Here is a 14,081-nt window from a genome sequence, read left to right on the forward strand (position 1 = left end):
CGCTCAGCCTCCCTGCCGGCCTCGGCCATCCCGCGAGGCGGGTGGCCGCCCAGCATGGCTCCCTCGGTACTGTTCTTGCCGATCGTCGGCAATGCGGGAGGAGGGAAGATGCCCCGTAGCCAGGAAGGGGCGCGTCCCGACCGGAGGGCAACGCCGGGTGCCTCCGACGAGTGGCTGGCCTCGGTGGCAGCCTCGGCGGCGTCCGCCGTCCAGGCGCCGGCGGAGCTGCTCGGCGAGTACCTGCCGCTGCTGGCCGAGGCCGCGATCAACGGCCGCCGGCCCGACGACGTCGAGCTCGAGGCCGTCCGCGAGCTCGGCCGGCGCGCCGCCGCGCAGGGCGTGGGGGCGCGACGCGCGGTGGACCTCTACCTGTCCGCGGCCTGGCGGCTGTGGCGGCAGCTGCCGGTCGTGGTGCGCTCCGCCGATCCGGAGAAGGTCCGCCGGGCGGCCGAGGCGGTCCTGCGGGTGCTCGACGACGCCATCGGCGTGCTCGTCGACGGCCACCAGTCCGAGCGCCGCGACATGATCCGCCGGGAGGAGGCGCTGCGCGCGGAGTTCGTCGACGACCTGCTGCGCGGGGACGCCGACGTCTCGCGCATGGTGCAGCGCGCCGAGCCGTTCGGCATCGACCTGGGCAAACCCCACCACGTCGCGCTGGTGGCGCCGCGGGACGGGGAGGCCGCGCTCGACCGCGCGGCCACCGGCCTGGAACGGGCCGTCGTCGACCGGTTCGGCGATCGCGAGGTGCTGGTCGCGACCAAGGACGGCCGGGTGGTGGTCGTGCTCCCCGGCGGTGCCGCGCCGGCCCTCGCCCGCACGCCGGGCGGCGACGTGGGCAGCGTGCTGCACCAGGACCTGCGCCGGCTGCGGGTGCCCGGCCGGTGGCGGGTCGCGGCCGGGCGCGCCTTTCCCGGCGCCTTCGGCGTGGCCCGCAGCTACGAGGAGGCGCTGGAGGCGGTCACCGTCGCCGACCGGCTCGGCCTGGAGGGCGACGTCCTCGACGTCCGCGACCTGCTCGTCTACCGCGTGCTGGGCCGGGACCAGGCGGCCATCGTGGACCTGGTCCGCGACGTGCTCACGCCCCTGGAGCGGGTGCGCGGTGGCGCGCAGGTGCTGCTGGAGACGCTGCGGGCGTACTTCGCCGCCGGCGAGGTCGCGACCGAGGCCGCCCGGCGGCTGCACGTCTCGGTGCGCACGGTCACCTACCGCCTGGCCCGGGTCGCCCAGCTGACCGGGTACAGCGTCGCCCAGCCCGACCAGCGGTTCGCGCTGCACACCGCCGTGGTCGGCGCCCGGCTGCTCGAATGGCCCGCGAGGCCGCTGCCCGGCGAACCCTGACCGGGCGCGACACCCGGGAAGGCGGCTCGATGCGGTCACCCGGTGTCGCGACACGGCGCTGGACGGCCAGCCCCAGCGCGACGCCGACGATGAAGCAAGCCAGGCCCACAGCCACCACGGTGGCGGCCAGACCGGCGGGCGCACCTTCGTCCGGGCCGGAAGCGCCCGAGATGCTGACCGGCGTATGAGCAAGGGCAGTGCCCGCTCCTACGGTCAGCGCGGTTACGACGGCGGCGAGCACCGTCAGGACGGCTCGGCGCCAGCGGGTGATCACGACGCTCTCCTTCCGCTGAACAGGTCGGGGGCCGTCCCGGCCATCGGGGGCCGTCCGTCCGCGGACGCGATCGGCGCCCCTCGGAGGGGTCGCCTGGCTGCGCCCAGCTGGACGCGCACCCGGGCCTCGGTGGCGCTGGCCAGTCCCCGGCGCACCCCGGCCCGCAGCAGTTCGGCGCGACAGTGGGTCACCGCGCGTATGACGGCCCCGGCCGGCAGCGCGGGATGGAACTCGCGGACGAGGGACTCGGTCCGCGCGAGCAGCGCCTTGCGCTCGGCGACGACGGTCGCGGCCTGACCCACCTCGGTCACCCCTCGCCCGTCGTCCCGGCGGTGGACCCGCTCGGTGGCCCCTCCTCGCCAGTGCCCGCGGCCAGTTCGGCGAAATGCCACAGGGTGACCAGCCCGAACAGCCGTCCGTCTCGGCCCACCACGGGCACCGCGTCGGCCTGGGCGCTCAACATGGTCCGGGCGACCGTCGCTACGTCATCGCCGGCTCCTACTCGGGGGCGGGCACGGCCGCGCAGCAGGGTGTGCACCGGCGTGCGGTGTGGGTTCATCGGTCCGGGCGGCCACTCCAGGGCGACGGTGCGGTCATCGAGCACGCCCAGCGGCCGGTGGTGGTCGTCGACCACCACGAGATGCCGGAGACGGGCGCGATGGAGCAGGTCCCACGCCCGCCACATCGAGTCACTGTGGTGCACGGTCGACGGCAGGCGGGTCATCAGGTCGGCGGCGGTCAGGTTGCGGCGAGTGGTGGACCGCGCCTCCACCAGCGCACCGGGCAGCGGCTGGACCGCAGGTCGCGGCATCAGTTGCGCGCCGTCTGCAGCCGCTCGGCCGAGATGGACCAGGGAGCTCATCCTCTACTCCTCTCCACGGCCTTCGCCGTGTCTCCAGGGGATTCGGCCTCGATCCTGCGGGGAAACCGACGCGCGCACGAGAGCCTCGGCGGGACAGATGCGTCGGCGATGGATTGCCGACCCCCGGCAATGGAGCGCCGCAGCGGTCGAGCCGCAGCGCGCATCGCTTGCCCGGTGGCGGCGATGTGGGCGGTCGCACCCGGAGCCGTCCCACCGGGAGGCGACGCGGCTACGCGTCGGACCGCGGTTCCTCCGGGCGGCCGCTGCGGCGGTTGGCGGCGAGGGCCATGGCATGGCCCGACGCCGGCGAGGTGAGCGCCACGAAGGCGATGCCCAGCACCGCGAAGGTGATGATGCCGGCGTTCTCGGTCGCCACCGACGAGGCGAGGACGGCGATCACCCCGGGACCGGTGGCCAGGCCCTGCGCGTGCAGCTGGCTGTAGGTGTCCGGCAGGCGCAGCAGGCCGATGAGGCTGATGGTCAGCAGCACCAGGCCCACCAGCAGCAGGGCCACCCCGACGACGTCGAGCACGACGGCGATCATTCGAACGGTCCTCCCGAGGACAGGTACCGCGCAGCGGCCGCGGAGGAGACCAGGGAGAGCAACGCGAGCGCCACCGCCGCGTCGAAGTAGTAGGGCTGGTCGCGCAGGTACGACACCAGCGCGAGCAGGGCGATGACGACCACGGCGAGCAGGTCCAGCGCGACGAGGCGCTGGACGGCGTCCCGGGCCCGGAGCAGCACCAGCCCCCCGGCCACGAGCAGCAGCGTGACCCACACCAGGGCGACGACGAGGAGAGGGGTCGGCACGGCGATCAGGGGAAGACCCGGCGCTGGCGCCGCTCGTAGATGTCCAGCTGCTCGCGGCGCACCGCGTCCGGGTCGCGTGCGTCCAGGACGTGCAGCAGCAGCTCGCCGCGCTGCTCGTCGGCCTCCACGACGATGGTGTCCGGCGAGAGCCCGACCCGGATGCCCCAGGCGGCCGCGGAGCTCGCCCGGGGACCGATGGGCACCGTGACCAGGCCCGGGGCGGGGAGCCGTCCGCGGAGGCAGCAGAGGGCGACCTGCCACGAGGCGCGGGCCATGTCCACGACCGTGCCGCCGAGCAGCGCGGGCACGCCGGCCAGCCGCCGCGCGGGTGTGATTGCCGCCGGTGTGGGATCCGGGCGGCGCACGGAGCGTGTGGTCGCGACGATCGCGAGGGCGAGCAGGGTCCCGACGAGGACGTCGCCGGGGCCCACGCTGGTCAGGACCAGCAGGTAGACGGCGACGAGCACGATGACGCGACCGGCGTCGGCGATCATCCCTACCTTGGTCAACTCTGCCTCCCGGACAGGACTTCGGCGGCGCGTTCGCTGAGCGCCACCAGGGGCTCGGGCCACAGCCCGAGCGCCAGGACGACCAGGGCCAGCGCGGCGAGGACCAGCCGACCCGGCAACGCGGTTGCGCCGCGCTCGGAGTGGTCACCGCGCCAGAACGCCCGCTGGTAGGTCTGGAACATGTAGACGAGCGACAGCGCGCTGCCCAGCAGCAGGAGGACGACGAGTGCGGCACTGCCCGCGGCGACGGCGGTGCGGAACAACTCGAGCTTGCCGACGAAGCCCACCGCCGGCGGCACGCCGGCGACGCTGAGCGCGCCGATGACGACCGCTCCGGCGACCAGACGTCCCCGCAGCCCCGTGGTCAGGAACAGCAGCGCCTTGTTCAGCGCGTTGACCAGGGCGTACAGGACGGCGGCCACCAGGCCCACCGCGCCCCCGACGCCCAACGCCACCAGCACGTAGCCCACCTGGCCGATGGCGGAGTAGGCCAGGGTCTCCGGGAGATCACCCCGTGACGTCGCCAGCACCGCGCCGTAGAGGATCGACGCCACGCCGATGACCACGAGGGCGGTCGAGGCCAGCCACAGCTGCTCCGGGAACATGCCGCCACCGAAGCGCAGCAGGCCGTAGCCGCCGATGTTGGCCACCGCCCCGCTCAGCACCGCCGCCACAGCGGGCCGGCTGCCGGCGTAGACCGTCGGCAGCCAGAAGTGGAACGGGAACAGGCCGAGCTTGACGCTGAAGGCCACGAAGAAGCCGACGGCGACCAGCAGTCCCGCGTTGGCGCCGACCGCCGGCATGCGCGCGGCGATGTCGGCCATGGCCAGGGCACCGGTGACGTGGTAGGTGCCGGCCACCGAGATCAGGAAGATGAACGAGCCGAGCAGGTTGACCGCGGCGAAGATCAGCGCCGCCCGCAGTTGCCGGGCCGTTCCCCCGTACGCCGTGAGCGCGTACGAGGCGGTCATCGAGATCTCGAAGAAGACGTAGAAGTCGAAGAGGTCTCCGGTGAGGAACAGGCCGGTGAGCCCGGCGGCGAGCAGGACCAGCAGGCCGGGGAAGGTCCGTGCCTGCGGCCCGGTGACTGCCTCGTGCGCCGCCGCGGCCAGGAGCACGAGCGCCGACACCAGCGCGAACGCGATGCCGAGCGCGTCGGCCCGCAGCACGATCCCGATCCCCGCCGGCCAGCCGCCGGTCACCAACTGCTCGGGGCCGGAGGCGATCACGCGCACGGTGAGGACGGCGACCAGCGCCAGGGTCGCCGCCAGCGCCGCGACGGCCGCCCACGCCACTGCCGGTCGTCGCCCGTCGAGCACGACGAGCAGCGTCCCCGCTGCCCAGGGCACCAGCAGGGTCACCGAGAGGACCGTCATGTGGCCTCGTCGCAATCGCGCTGCTGGTCCGGCTCGAGGGCCTGCTCGTGCTCGGCCTCCCGCGCGGCCAGCGTCTGCCGGTGCGCCGTCCGGAAGACCACGACGACCCGGTGCACGAGGGCGAGCAGCAGCGCGAGGGTGGCCAGCCCGATGACCAGGGCGGTGAGGACGAGCGCCTGCGGAACCGGGTCGCTGACCGGCCGGCCCGGGTCGGGCGCGATCGGTGCCTGACCGCGGGTGAGGCTCACCCCGATCAGGGTCACCGCCGCCGCCTGGGAGACGAGCGCGATGCCCCCGACGACGCGGAAGAGGTCGCGCTGCTGGAGCAGGTAGGCACCGCTCCCGAAGAGCACGCCGGCGGTCAGCGCGAAGGCGAGGATCATCGCCGTCCCCCGTCGGCAATGGAGTCGTCGACGGGGTCGCCGGCCTCGCTGTCCGGGTCGGCGAGCTGGTGCAGCAGCACGGTCAGCACACCGACGACGAGGAAGAACACGCCCAGGTCGAACAGCAGCGGCGTGAACAGCTCGAGCGCCCCGACGGTGGCGACCTCCTCCCCCGGCCCCGGGAGGTGACTGAACGGCTGCTGCCCGAGGGCGAGGGGGAAGAAGCCCGCGAGCAGCGACAGGACCAGGCCGCCGACCGCGAGGGCCGGGGTGAAGCGCAGGAACGGGAGCTCGCGCTCCGCCTGCGCGGCTCCCAGCGCGACGAACGACAGCGCGACCGCCAGGGCGACGACCACTCCCGCGGCGAACCCGTCACCGACTTCCGAGTAGGCCTTGACCATCAGGCCGACGGCGACGACGAGGCTCGGCCCCCGCACCAGCCGGGCCACCTCTCGCAGCACCGTGTCCGATCTCTTCACCACAGCCTGCCCTTCCGCAGCAGCGTCGCGACCCCGACGCCGGCGATCAGCAGCACGGTGATCTCGCCGAGGGTGTCCAGGCCGCGGAAGTCGGTGATGATCACCGTGACGACGTCCTTGCCGTGCGCACTCGGAGTCAGCCGGATGAAGTCCTCAGCGATGCTCGGGGCCTTGGTCGGGGCGGAGAGGAAGCCCCAGACGCCGGCGAAGGCCGCCAGCCCCGCGACGCCGCTGGCGAGCATCTTCCGGCGCCGGCGCTCCCGGGGCGGGACCGCCGACTGCGGACGCGTGGGGAACCGCCCGACCAGGGGGCCGTCGCGGGGCTGCCGGGCCAGTGCGGCCAGGAAGACCAGCGTGATCGTCGTCTCGACCAGGACCGACACCAGCGCGATGTCCGGCGCCCCGACCAGCGCGTAGACACCGGAGAGTGCGAAGCCGGCGACCGCCAGGGCGAGCACCATCCCCAGCCGCGCCGCGGATCGGGCGGCCACGAGGGTGGCGACCGCGACCAGCCCCAGCAAGGGCAGGACCAGCCAGTCACTGCCGCGGAGCGTGCCGACGGCGAACGCGCCCACCGTCGGGGTGACGAGCAGCGCCAGTCCCGTCAGCACCCCCGCCGGCACGAGCACTGCCGCCACGCTGGTCCGCAGATCGCGCACCTCGCGGTCGTGGACGGCACCGGAGACCCGGAACAACACCCGCAGCGTCCGGTGGTAGACCCGCAGCGGGCCCAGCTTGTCCCCAGACCGCGCCAGCACGGCCGACGCCCGGCCGGCGCCCCGCGGGAGCGCCACGAGCAGGCCGCCCAGCACCCAGGCGCCCAGGGTCATCAGCGTGGCCGGCGAGGCGTCGACGTGGTAGCCGGGCGAGAGCGTCACCGGCGCACCCTGGGTCACGCTGCCGGCGTCCTCGGCCAGGCGCTCGAAGGGCCCGGGCACCAGGCCACCCGCCACGCTGACCACCGCGAGAACGGCCACCGGTGCGGTGAGCAGCACCGAGGTGGTCCCCACGGCCGTGCGCGTCCGCCCGAGGAACAGCAGGGTCCAGAAGCGCGCGATGTACCCGAGCGTGAGGCCCGCGGCGAGCACCGCGATGGCCGTCGTCCAGGGCCCTGCCTCCTGGGCCGCACCGAAGAACAACTCGTCCTTGAAGAACCCGACCGTGAGCGGCAGCCCGGCGAGGTTGGCGGCGGCCAGCCCGGCGGAGGCCGCCAGCACCGGCATCCGCCGTCCCAGCCCCCCGAGCCGGGACAGCCGGTCCTCCCCCGTGGCCATGGTGACTGCGCCCGCGGTCATGAACAGGGCGCTCTTGGCCACGCCGTGGGCGAGCACGTAGAACGCCGCGGCACCGCTGGCGGCGGGTCCCCCGATGCCGTAGAGCACCACCACGTACCCGTACTGGGAGATCGTCGAGTAGGCGAGCACCTGCTTGAGCACGTCCTGGCCGAGCGCGAGGATGCCCCCCACGACGATCGAGACCGTACCGATCACCAGCAGACCGGTGAGCACCGCTTCGCTGCGGGCCAGCAGTGGATTGACCCGCCCGAGCACGAGGACGCCGGCGGCCACCATGGCCGCCGAGTGCAGGTAGGCCGACACAGGGGTGGGCGCGGCCATCGCCTTGGGCAGCCAGAAGTGGAGCGGCACCTGGGCGCTCTTGGCCAGCCCCGCCACCGCGAGCAGTGCCGCGGCGATCGTGGTCGTCGCCCCCGGCTCCGCGCGATCGAGCAGCTCCGGGATGGAGAAGGTGCCGTACCGGGCATAGAGCAGGACGGCGGCGATCAGCAGCGCCACCGCGCTGACCACGGTCACCAGCAGGGCCATCAGCGCCGACCGCCGCGCCTCGGTCTCGGCGCGGTCGAAGCCGATCAGGAAGTAGGAGCAGACCGCGGTCAGGTCGAAGAAGACGAAGAGCAGGACGAGGTCCTGCGCCATGGCCAGCCCCACCATCGCGAACGCGAACAGGGCCATCCACGGCCAGAACCGCCACCGCTCCCCCGCCGAGCGGCCCTGGTGCGTCAGGTGCCGCGAGAGGTACGCCGTGCCGTACGCGAAGACCAGGGCCCCGATACCGGTGGCCAGCAGCGCGTACAGCGCGCCCAGCCCGTCGAGGGAGAAGCTCAGGTGCAGGTCCAGGGTCGGCGCCCAGGGCACCGACCAGGTGCCCCCGCCCCCCGTCCACGCGATCAGGCAGCCGAGGAACGCGGCCGCCGCGAGCGCACTGGACAGCCACCCCTGCCAGTCCGTGGCTCGGTCCCGTCCCGGTGTCGTCGCCGTGGCGACTTCGGCGTGGGCGCGCGCGACCATGGCCACTCCCTGTCGACCGCCGCTGCTGAGCGCCGGAGCGAAAGCGGCAGGACGCACGTCCTCGCCGCGAGCGGTGGAACCGAGCGCGCGGCACATACCCGGGCGCGTGTCCGCGAATCGACGCGGTTCGGTGCCGGGGCCGTACTCGGCGGGGTCAGGGCTCGATCAGGCCTGCGCGGACGGCGACTCGTGGCGGCCGGTCCGGGGAGACTACGCGTTGATCTTGTGGGTCTCGTCACGGATGGCCGCACCGGCAGCCGCAAGGGCCGCCAGGTTCTCCCGGCCGTGGTGGGCGCAGAAGATCAGGTCGTTGCCGGTGGGCAGGACGGCGCGGATGAAGCCCTGCGCGCCGCAGGCCCCACGACCGGTCCTGCCGTTGGGGCCCCATACGACGGCACGTGCATCGCAGCGGTCGGCGAGCGTCAGCGCGCCGACGGTGGGCGCGGAGACCCTGACGTCCCCGTCCCGAGTGGCGGTGGGCATCGAAGCTCCTCCTGTTGTCGATCGTTCAGGTCGATGGACGCGTGGCGCCGGCCCGGCGCCGATCGCGTGGGGCGGGTTCCTCGCCGTGACGGCGTGGGAACCGCTCGAGGTCGTCCCAGAGCTGCTGGTCGTCCTGCTGAGCACTGCCCCGGTTGCTGAGCTCGACCATGCCCTCCGGAACGCACCCCGGCCAGGGGCATGACCGGTCACCCGGTACACCTCGGGCTTGCCGGTCGTCGGCAACCGGATCCGCGGCGCCGCCTGCTGCTGGGGGGCGGGAGCGCCACCCGAGAGGCGGTGATCGGCCTCGGTGCGGCCTCCGGCCGTGACCGCGTCAGAAGCGAGCGGACGCGGCACAGGCCGGGCTATCCCGGTGTCACGGGGGTATCCCAGCTCGCGTGCCGGACCTGACCGCCGTCCTCGCCCCCGCGTCCCCGTGCTGGACGTCGTCATCCGCGGCAGCGTGACGTTCATCGCGCTGCTGGTGACGCTGCGGATCGTCGGCCAGCGGGAAGCGGGTGGGTTCGGCATCACCGGCGTGCTGCTCGTGGTCCTCGTCGCCGAGGCGGCGGCCGCCGGACTGCACGAGGAGGCCAGCTCGGTCGCGGACGGCCTGCCTGCTGGTGGCCACGATCCTGTTCTGGAGCGTCGTGTTAGACGCCGTCGCCTACCGGTGGCCCCGGCTCGGCCCGCTCCTCAAGGCTCGACCGCGGCCGCTCATCAGGGCCGGGGAGATCAACCGCGAGGTGCTCCGGCGGGAGTTCATGACTCGCGACGAGGTGCTTCCCAGCTCCGGCTGCACGGCATCGAGGACCCGGCCGAGGTCGAGCGTGCCTCCATCGAGCCGAACGGCATGATCAGCATCGTCCGCCGCGACCGGGAGGAGCCCGAGGACCCCGTTCGCCGGAGACCGCGTTCTGACCCCGGTCCTCGACCGGGCGACGGCGATCAGCCGGCCACCGGCACCTGGGTCACCGGGCCGCCGGACGCGACGGCTGCGCCCGTCGCCGCGGGCGGTCCGGGCGGGCGGGGGATGCCGGCGGCCGCGTAGATCGCCGGCTCGTCGAGCGTCTCGTGCTCCAGCAACTGCGCGGCGATCGCATCGAGCTCGTCGCGGTGCTGCCGCAGCAACCGCCGCGCCTCGGCGTAGGCCTCGTCGCTGATCCGCCGCGCCTCGTCGTCGACCGCGTCCAGCATGGCGTCGGACACGCCGGCCATCCGCGGGTCGGCGTCCTTCGGGAGCACCGAGACCCGCCCGACACGCTCGGACATCCCCCACCGCCCGGCCATCGCCCGGGCGATCGTCGTGGCCGTCTCCAGATCGCTCTCCGCACCCGTGGTGACGATGCCGAAGACCTCCTCCTCGGCCGCCATCCCGCCCAGTGCGCCGATGATCCGCCCGCGCAGGTAGCGCTCGTCGTAGCCGTAGCGGTCGGCCTCCGGGGTGGAGAGCGTGACCCCCAGGGCGTGGCCGCGCGGGATGATCGAGACCTTGCGGACCGGGTCGGCGCCCGGCTGCAGCATGCCGAGCAGGGCGTGCCCGGCCTCGTGGTAGGCCGTCCGCCGGCGCTCCTCCTCGGGGATGATCACATTCCGCTCGGCGCCCAACTGGATCCGCTCGAGCGCGTCGGAGAAGTCCCGCTCGGTGACCGAGTCGGCCCCGCGCCGGGCGGCACCGAGGGCGGCCTGGTTGACCAGGTTCGCCAGGTCCGCACCCGTCATCCCCGGCGTGATCGCGGCGACGCGGCGCAGGTCGACGTCCGGCGCGAGCGGCACCCCGCGGACGTGCACCTGCAGGATCTCGTGGCGGCCGGTCAGATCCGGCGGGTTGACGTGGATGGTGCGGTCGAAGCGGCCGGCGCGCAGCAACGCCGGATCGAGGACGTCGGCCCGGTTGGTCGCGGCGAGCACGACGACGCCCTCGGAACCGGAGAAGCCGTCCATCTCCGTCAGGACCTGGTTGAGCGTCTGCTCCCGCTCGTCGTGCCCGCCCTGGGCCACCGCGCCGCCGCGGGCCCGTCCGATCGTGTCGATCTCGTCGATGAAGACGATCGACGGCGCGACCTTGCGGGCCTCGGCGAACAGCTCGCGCACCCGCTGGGCGCCCACCCCCACGATCATCTCGATGAACTCCGAGGCGCTGGCCGAGAAGAACGGGACGCCCGCCTCCCCGGCCGTCGCCCGGGCCAGCAGCGTCTTGCCGGTGCCCGGTGGGCCGGCCAGCAGGATGCCCTTCGGTGCACGCGCGCCGAGCCGGCGGTACTTCTCGGGATTGCGGAGGAAGTCGACGATCTCGGAGATCTCTGCCTCCACCTCGTCGATGCCGGCGACGTCGTCGAAGCTGACCCGCACGCTCTCCGGGGCCACCGGCTTCTGCCTCGCGCCACCACCGAACATCCCGCCGCCGAGCGCCCGGGCCTGCCGCCGCACCAGCCACCAGTAGAAGGCGATGATCGCCAGGAACGGGAGGAACGAGATCAGCAGATTCCACAACGCGCCGCGCTGCTCCACCACCGGGGTGGCGCTCACGGTGGCGCCGGAGTCCTCGAGCGCGGCGAGCAGGTCGTCCTGGGCGAAGGTCGGCCGCTCGGTCGTGAACTGCTCGTACGTCTCGTCGGCGCCCTCCGAGACCGGCGCCGCCGTCCGCAGGTCTCCTTCGAGGGTGTCGCCGCGGGCGAAGATCTCCGCCACGTTGCCGGCGTTCACCTGCTCGAGGAACTGGGTGTAGGAGATCTCCCTCGCTCTGCCGTCGTCCTGCCAGCTCACCGCGCCGAAGAGCAGCAGGTAGCCGATGAGCATGGCCAGGAGGGCGGGCAGCCACCGCCCGCGGCCCGACGACTCGCCGCCATCGCCGTCCCCGCGGGGTGCCGGCATCCCCTCCGTGCGCCAGGGCCGGTCAGGTGCCTGGGCAGGTGGCCGAGGGCTGGGGTGGTCGCGGTCCCCCCGCACCGGCTGCCGGAGCCTCCCGTCGCTCATCGCGGCACTCATCGCTCCCACCCGCTGCGCATGCTCGCCGTGATCCGCTGGGCACCGGCCCGGCCGACGCCGTCTCGATGTGGCCGGAAACGCCACAGCAGCAGACCGACAGCCGTCCCCGCCCCGACAGCCGGTCCGGCCACGGTCGCGCCGAAGAGGACCAGGAAGACGGCGACCCACAGGCCGACCGCGAAGATCCCCGGCGCTTCGTCCAGCCGACGCGGCCGCCACCCGTTCGCCACCTCGGCGACACGGCTCCTGGCCACCCGGTCGGCCTCCGGCCCGTACCTGCGGTCGATCTCGTCCCAGATCTCCTGTTCACGTCGGCTCAGCACGACACACCTCCCACTGACTCGAGGGTCCGCCGGCGGAACGTGGCCCACCCAGGAACCGCGCCGGTCGATCCGGCGCACCGGGCTTGCCGGTCCTCGGCAACGTCGTCCGCGCTGACCGGAAGCACCCCCCGGCTCCTCCTCGGACTCAAACCCGGCTGTCCTCCGGAAGGCGGGGACCCGGGGAGCCCAGGACGTACTGCTCGGCGAAGGCCGCACCAGCCGGATCCACCTGCGGGAAGAAGCGCCACAGCAACCACATCAGGCCGGCGGCCGCCCCGACGGCGACACCGGCCATCGGAACGCCGAAGAGCACCAGGAGGACGGCACCCCAGCCGCCACCGACCACCACCGACGGGAGATCGCCCCGCCGGCGCCGCCACTTCTCCGGCCTCGCGGCGACGCAGGCTCCGGCCGCCTCCTCGGTCTCGGGGCCGCATCTCCGCTCGATCCGATCCCAGGTCTGTCGCTCGTGTTCGCTCAGCACGTCATCCCTCCCGTCGACCGCGGAGGCCGGCCCGCGCGACTCGACCTGCACGCCCACGTCGTTCCGAGGGAAACCATGCCTGTGTGAACGGTGCCCCGGCAGGGCCCGCGCCGGTCAGCGTTTGCACGGCTGCATTGCCGACCGTCGGCAATCGCCCCTGCCCCGGATGGGTTCGCGGAGTGTGTTCGCCTGAACCCCTGGGAGCAGGAATTACTCACCCGCGACCGCTTCCTCGCCCGGGTGTTCCTCGGCGGCCTACCCTTCGCCGCCACGCCCGGGACTCCCACCGTTCGTTGCCGAGGTGTTGCCCCGACCGCGGCTCCAGGAGGCGCCATGACGCAGGCCGGGACCCCCAGTCGGCAGCTGATGCCCGCGGCGTTCTTCGGGCACGGCAACCCGATGAACGCGCTCGAGGTCAATCGTTACAGCGCGGCGTGGCGGGTATTCAAGCAGGCCGTCCCCCGGCCTCGCGCCGTCCTCGTCACAGCGCGCATTGGTACATCAACGCCACCCCGGTGACCGCGATGCCCAGGCCACGCACGATCCACGTTTCTTCGGCTTCCCTCAGGCGCTCTTCGATGTCCAGTACCCGGCTCCGGGGCTGCCCGAGCTGGCCGACGAGATCAGCGACGTGGTCCATCCCACCTGGGTCGGTGCCGACGTCGACAGCTGGGGCATCGACCACGGCACCTGGTCGGTCCTCGTGCACGCCTTCCGGATGCGTCCATCCCGGTCGTGCAGTTGTCGATCAACGCCACCAAGGGCTTCGAGCACCACCTGGAGCTCGACCGGACGCTGGCGCCGCTGCGCGAGCGGGGCGTGCTCGTCATCGCGAGCGGCAACGTGGCCGGCCTGGCCGGGGCCGCGGTGGGCGACAGCACGGACGTCCTGGTCACGGCTACGCCTACGGGTCGCTGTCGATGACCGCCTACACCCTCGGCCTGACCTGTCCGGCCGTCACCGCCGACGACGGAGCCCCACGTCCGCCGGCCGAGACCCCGGCGGACGAGTCCAACATCTGACCGGTCGCACGGGCCCGACCTCGTCGGCGGGCGGCAGTTCCGGCACGGCGGACGCCAGGTCGAGACGAGCGGCTGGTCGCTGACCGAACTCCGCTACTGCCGAGGCCGTGGAACTCGGACACCTCTGCCGCCTCGGCGCTTCCTGCCTCGAGCCGAATCGGGCTCGCTGTCGGCTCACATCCGCCCGGAGGCGCAGGTCGGCCAGGCGCCCGACCCGATCATCTGCTGGCGGTCGGCAAGGAGTGCGACCCGAAGATGACCGACCGGAAGCATGGAGCAACTGCCTCGTGTGCGCGATTTTGACCATGGATCACAAGAGCAAAGAGGTTCGTAGACGGCCGTTCCCAGCATCCCGAGTGGGAGCTCCTGGGGAAGCAATCCTTCGCGCTCACCGACGATTGGTGTGCCGGCTCCGAAACGGCACCGCGCGGCGAAACGGAGATC

General features: G+C 73.4%; 17 protein-coding genes. 3 read left to right on the forward strand and 14 right to left on the reverse strand.

Going from position 1 to position 14,081, the window contains the following annotated elements:
- The first annotated feature begins 108 nt into the window (after positions 1 to 108).
- Entirely contained in the window at positions 109 to 1,338 is a 1,230-nt protein-coding gene (locus tag ACWIYF_RS21975) for a PucR family transcriptional regulator (protein ID WP_448624950.1), read from the forward strand.
- Between the two features lie 270 nt (positions 1,339 to 1,608).
- Here ACWIYF_RS21975 and ACWIYF_RS21980 read toward each other — a convergent pair whose 3' ends face one another.
- From ACWIYF_RS21980 to ACWIYF_RS22025, 10 genes are all read right to left on the reverse strand, one after another.
- Entirely contained in the window at positions 1,609 to 1,914 is a 306-nt protein-coding gene (locus ACWIYF_RS21980) for a hypothetical protein (RefSeq protein WP_448624951.1), read from the reverse strand.
- 5 nt (positions 1,915 to 1,919) lie between these two features.
- Positions 1,920 to 2,474: a CBS domain-containing protein gene (locus tag ACWIYF_RS21985; protein ID WP_448624952.1), complete on the reverse strand. Its 555-nt coding sequence runs from the start codon at positions 2,472 to 2,474 to the stop codon at positions 1,920 to 1,922.
- A 229-nt stretch (positions 2,475 to 2,703) separates the two neighbouring features.
- Positions 2,704 to 3,018 (reverse strand): cation:proton antiporter, encoded by a 315-nt coding sequence (locus tag ACWIYF_RS21990; RefSeq protein ID WP_448624953.1) that lies wholly within the window; start codon positions 3,016 to 3,018, stop codon positions 2,704 to 2,706.
- A complete protein-coding gene (locus tag ACWIYF_RS21995; RefSeq protein WP_448624954.1) occupies positions 3,015 to 3,284 on the reverse strand; it encodes a monovalent cation/H+ antiporter complex subunit F in 270 nt (89 codons plus the stop codon). Before ACWIYF_RS21995 ends, ACWIYF_RS21990 begins: the two co-directional genes overlap by 4 nt.
- Before the next feature lie 5 nt (positions 3,285 to 3,289).
- Positions 3,290 to 3,793, reverse strand: coding sequence for a Na+/H+ antiporter subunit E (locus ACWIYF_RS22000; RefSeq protein WP_448624955.1), 504 nt, complete (start codon positions 3,791 to 3,793; stop codon positions 3,290 to 3,292).
- Positions 3,790 to 5,169, reverse strand: coding sequence for a complex I subunit 5 family protein (locus tag ACWIYF_RS22005; protein WP_448624956.1), 1,380 nt, complete (start codon positions 5,167 to 5,169; stop codon positions 3,790 to 3,792). Before ACWIYF_RS22005 ends, ACWIYF_RS22000 begins: the two co-directional genes overlap by 4 nt.
- Positions 5,166 to 5,552, reverse strand: coding sequence for a sodium:proton antiporter (locus ACWIYF_RS22010; protein WP_448624957.1), 387 nt, complete (start codon positions 5,550 to 5,552; stop codon positions 5,166 to 5,168). Before ACWIYF_RS22010 ends, ACWIYF_RS22005 begins: the two co-directional genes overlap by 4 nt.
- Positions 5,549 to 6,031: an MnhB domain-containing protein gene (locus tag ACWIYF_RS22015; protein ID WP_448624958.1), complete on the reverse strand. Its 483-nt coding sequence runs from the start codon at positions 6,029 to 6,031 to the stop codon at positions 5,549 to 5,551. Before ACWIYF_RS22015 ends, ACWIYF_RS22010 begins: the two co-directional genes overlap by 4 nt.
- Complete coding sequence (mbhE, locus tag ACWIYF_RS22020; protein WP_448624959.1) at positions 6,028 to 8,337, reverse strand: hydrogen gas-evolving membrane-bound hydrogenase subunit E; 2,310 nt, start codon at positions 8,335 to 8,337, stop codon at positions 6,028 to 6,030. Before mbhE ends, ACWIYF_RS22015 begins: the two co-directional genes overlap by 4 nt.
- 210 nt (positions 8,338 to 8,547) lie before the next feature.
- Entirely contained in the window at positions 8,548 to 8,820 is a 273-nt protein-coding gene (locus ACWIYF_RS22025) for a DUF7455 domain-containing protein (RefSeq protein WP_448624960.1), read from the reverse strand.
- 436 nt (positions 8,821 to 9,256) lie between these two features.
- On the opposite strand from ACWIYF_RS22025, the gene ACWIYF_RS22030 reads away from it, so the two are divergent.
- Entirely contained in the window at positions 9,257 to 9,871 is a 615-nt protein-coding gene (locus tag ACWIYF_RS22030; RefSeq protein ID WP_448624961.1) for a YetF domain-containing protein, read from the forward strand.
- Here ACWIYF_RS22030 and ftsH read toward each other — a convergent pair.
- The 4 genes from ftsH to ACWIYF_RS22050 form a co-directional block, all read right to left on the reverse strand.
- Positions 9,769 to 11,694 (reverse strand): ATP-dependent zinc metalloprotease FtsH, encoded by a 1,926-nt coding sequence (ftsH, locus tag ACWIYF_RS22035; protein ID WP_448624962.1) that lies wholly within the window; start codon positions 11,692 to 11,694, stop codon positions 9,769 to 9,771. The two genes, ACWIYF_RS22030 and ftsH, sit on opposite strands and share 103 nt — an antisense overlap.
- A 110-nt stretch (positions 11,695 to 11,804) precedes the next feature.
- The gene (locus ACWIYF_RS22040; RefSeq protein WP_448624963.1) at positions 11,805 to 12,131 is read right to left on the reverse strand and encodes a hypothetical protein; all 327 of its coding nucleotides are present in this window, start codon (positions 12,129 to 12,131) and stop codon (positions 11,805 to 11,807) included.
- 145 nt (positions 12,132 to 12,276) lie between these two features.
- Positions 12,277 to 12,615, reverse strand: a complete 339-nt coding sequence (locus tag ACWIYF_RS22045) for a hypothetical protein (protein WP_448624964.1) — start codon at positions 12,613 to 12,615, stop codon at positions 12,277 to 12,279.
- A gap of 481 nt (positions 12,616 to 13,096) precedes the next feature.
- A complete protein-coding gene (locus ACWIYF_RS22050) occupies positions 13,097 to 13,255 on the reverse strand; it encodes a hypothetical protein (RefSeq protein ID WP_448624965.1) in 159 nt (52 codons plus the stop codon).
- 95 nt (positions 13,256 to 13,350) lie between these two features.
- Here ACWIYF_RS22050 and ACWIYF_RS22055 point away from each other — a divergent pair, with 95 nt between their 5' ends.
- Positions 13,351 to 13,539 (forward strand): hypothetical protein, encoded by a 189-nt coding sequence (locus ACWIYF_RS22055; protein WP_448624966.1) that lies wholly within the window; start codon positions 13,351 to 13,353, stop codon positions 13,537 to 13,539.
- The last annotated feature ends 542 nt before the right edge of the window (positions 13,540 to 14,081 follow it).

The organism is Geodermatophilus sp. URMC 64 (assembly GCF_053502555.1).

Excerpts from the sequence above, each read along its gene's own strand:
- ACWIYF_RS21975 (WP_448624950.1), top strand. The coding sequence starts at position 109 with ATGCCCCGTAGCCAGGAAGGGGCGCGTCCCGACCGGAGGGCAACGCCG.
- ACWIYF_RS21985 (WP_448624952.1), bottom strand. The coding sequence starts at position 2,474 with ATGAGCTCCCTGGTCCATCTCGGCCGAGCGGCTGCAGACGGCGCGCAA.
- ACWIYF_RS21990 (WP_448624953.1), bottom strand. The coding sequence starts at position 3,018 with ATGATCGCCGTCGTGCTCGACGTCGTCGGGGTGGCCCTGCTGCTGGTG.
- ACWIYF_RS22005 (WP_448624956.1), bottom strand. The coding sequence starts at position 5,169 with ATGACGGTCCTCTCGGTGACCCTGCTGGTGCCCTGGGCAGCGGGGACG.
- ACWIYF_RS22010 (WP_448624957.1), bottom strand. The coding sequence starts at position 5,552 with ATGATCCTCGCCTTCGCGCTGACCGCCGGCGTGCTCTTCGGGAGCGGT.
- mbhE (WP_448624959.1), bottom strand. The coding sequence starts at position 8,337 with ATGGTCGCGCGCGCCCACGCCGAAGTCGCCACGGCGACGACACCGGGA.
- ACWIYF_RS22025 (WP_448624960.1), bottom strand. The coding sequence starts at position 8,820 with ATGCCCACCGCCACTCGGGACGGGGACGTCAGGGTCTCCGCGCCCACC.
- ftsH (WP_448624962.1), bottom strand. The coding sequence starts at position 11,694 with ATGCCGGCACCCCGCGGGGACGGCGATGGCGGCGAGTCGTCGGGCCGC.
- ACWIYF_RS22050 (WP_448624965.1), bottom strand. The coding sequence starts at position 13,255 with ATGGACCACGTCGCTGATCTCGTCGGCCAGCTCGGGCAGCCCCGGAGC.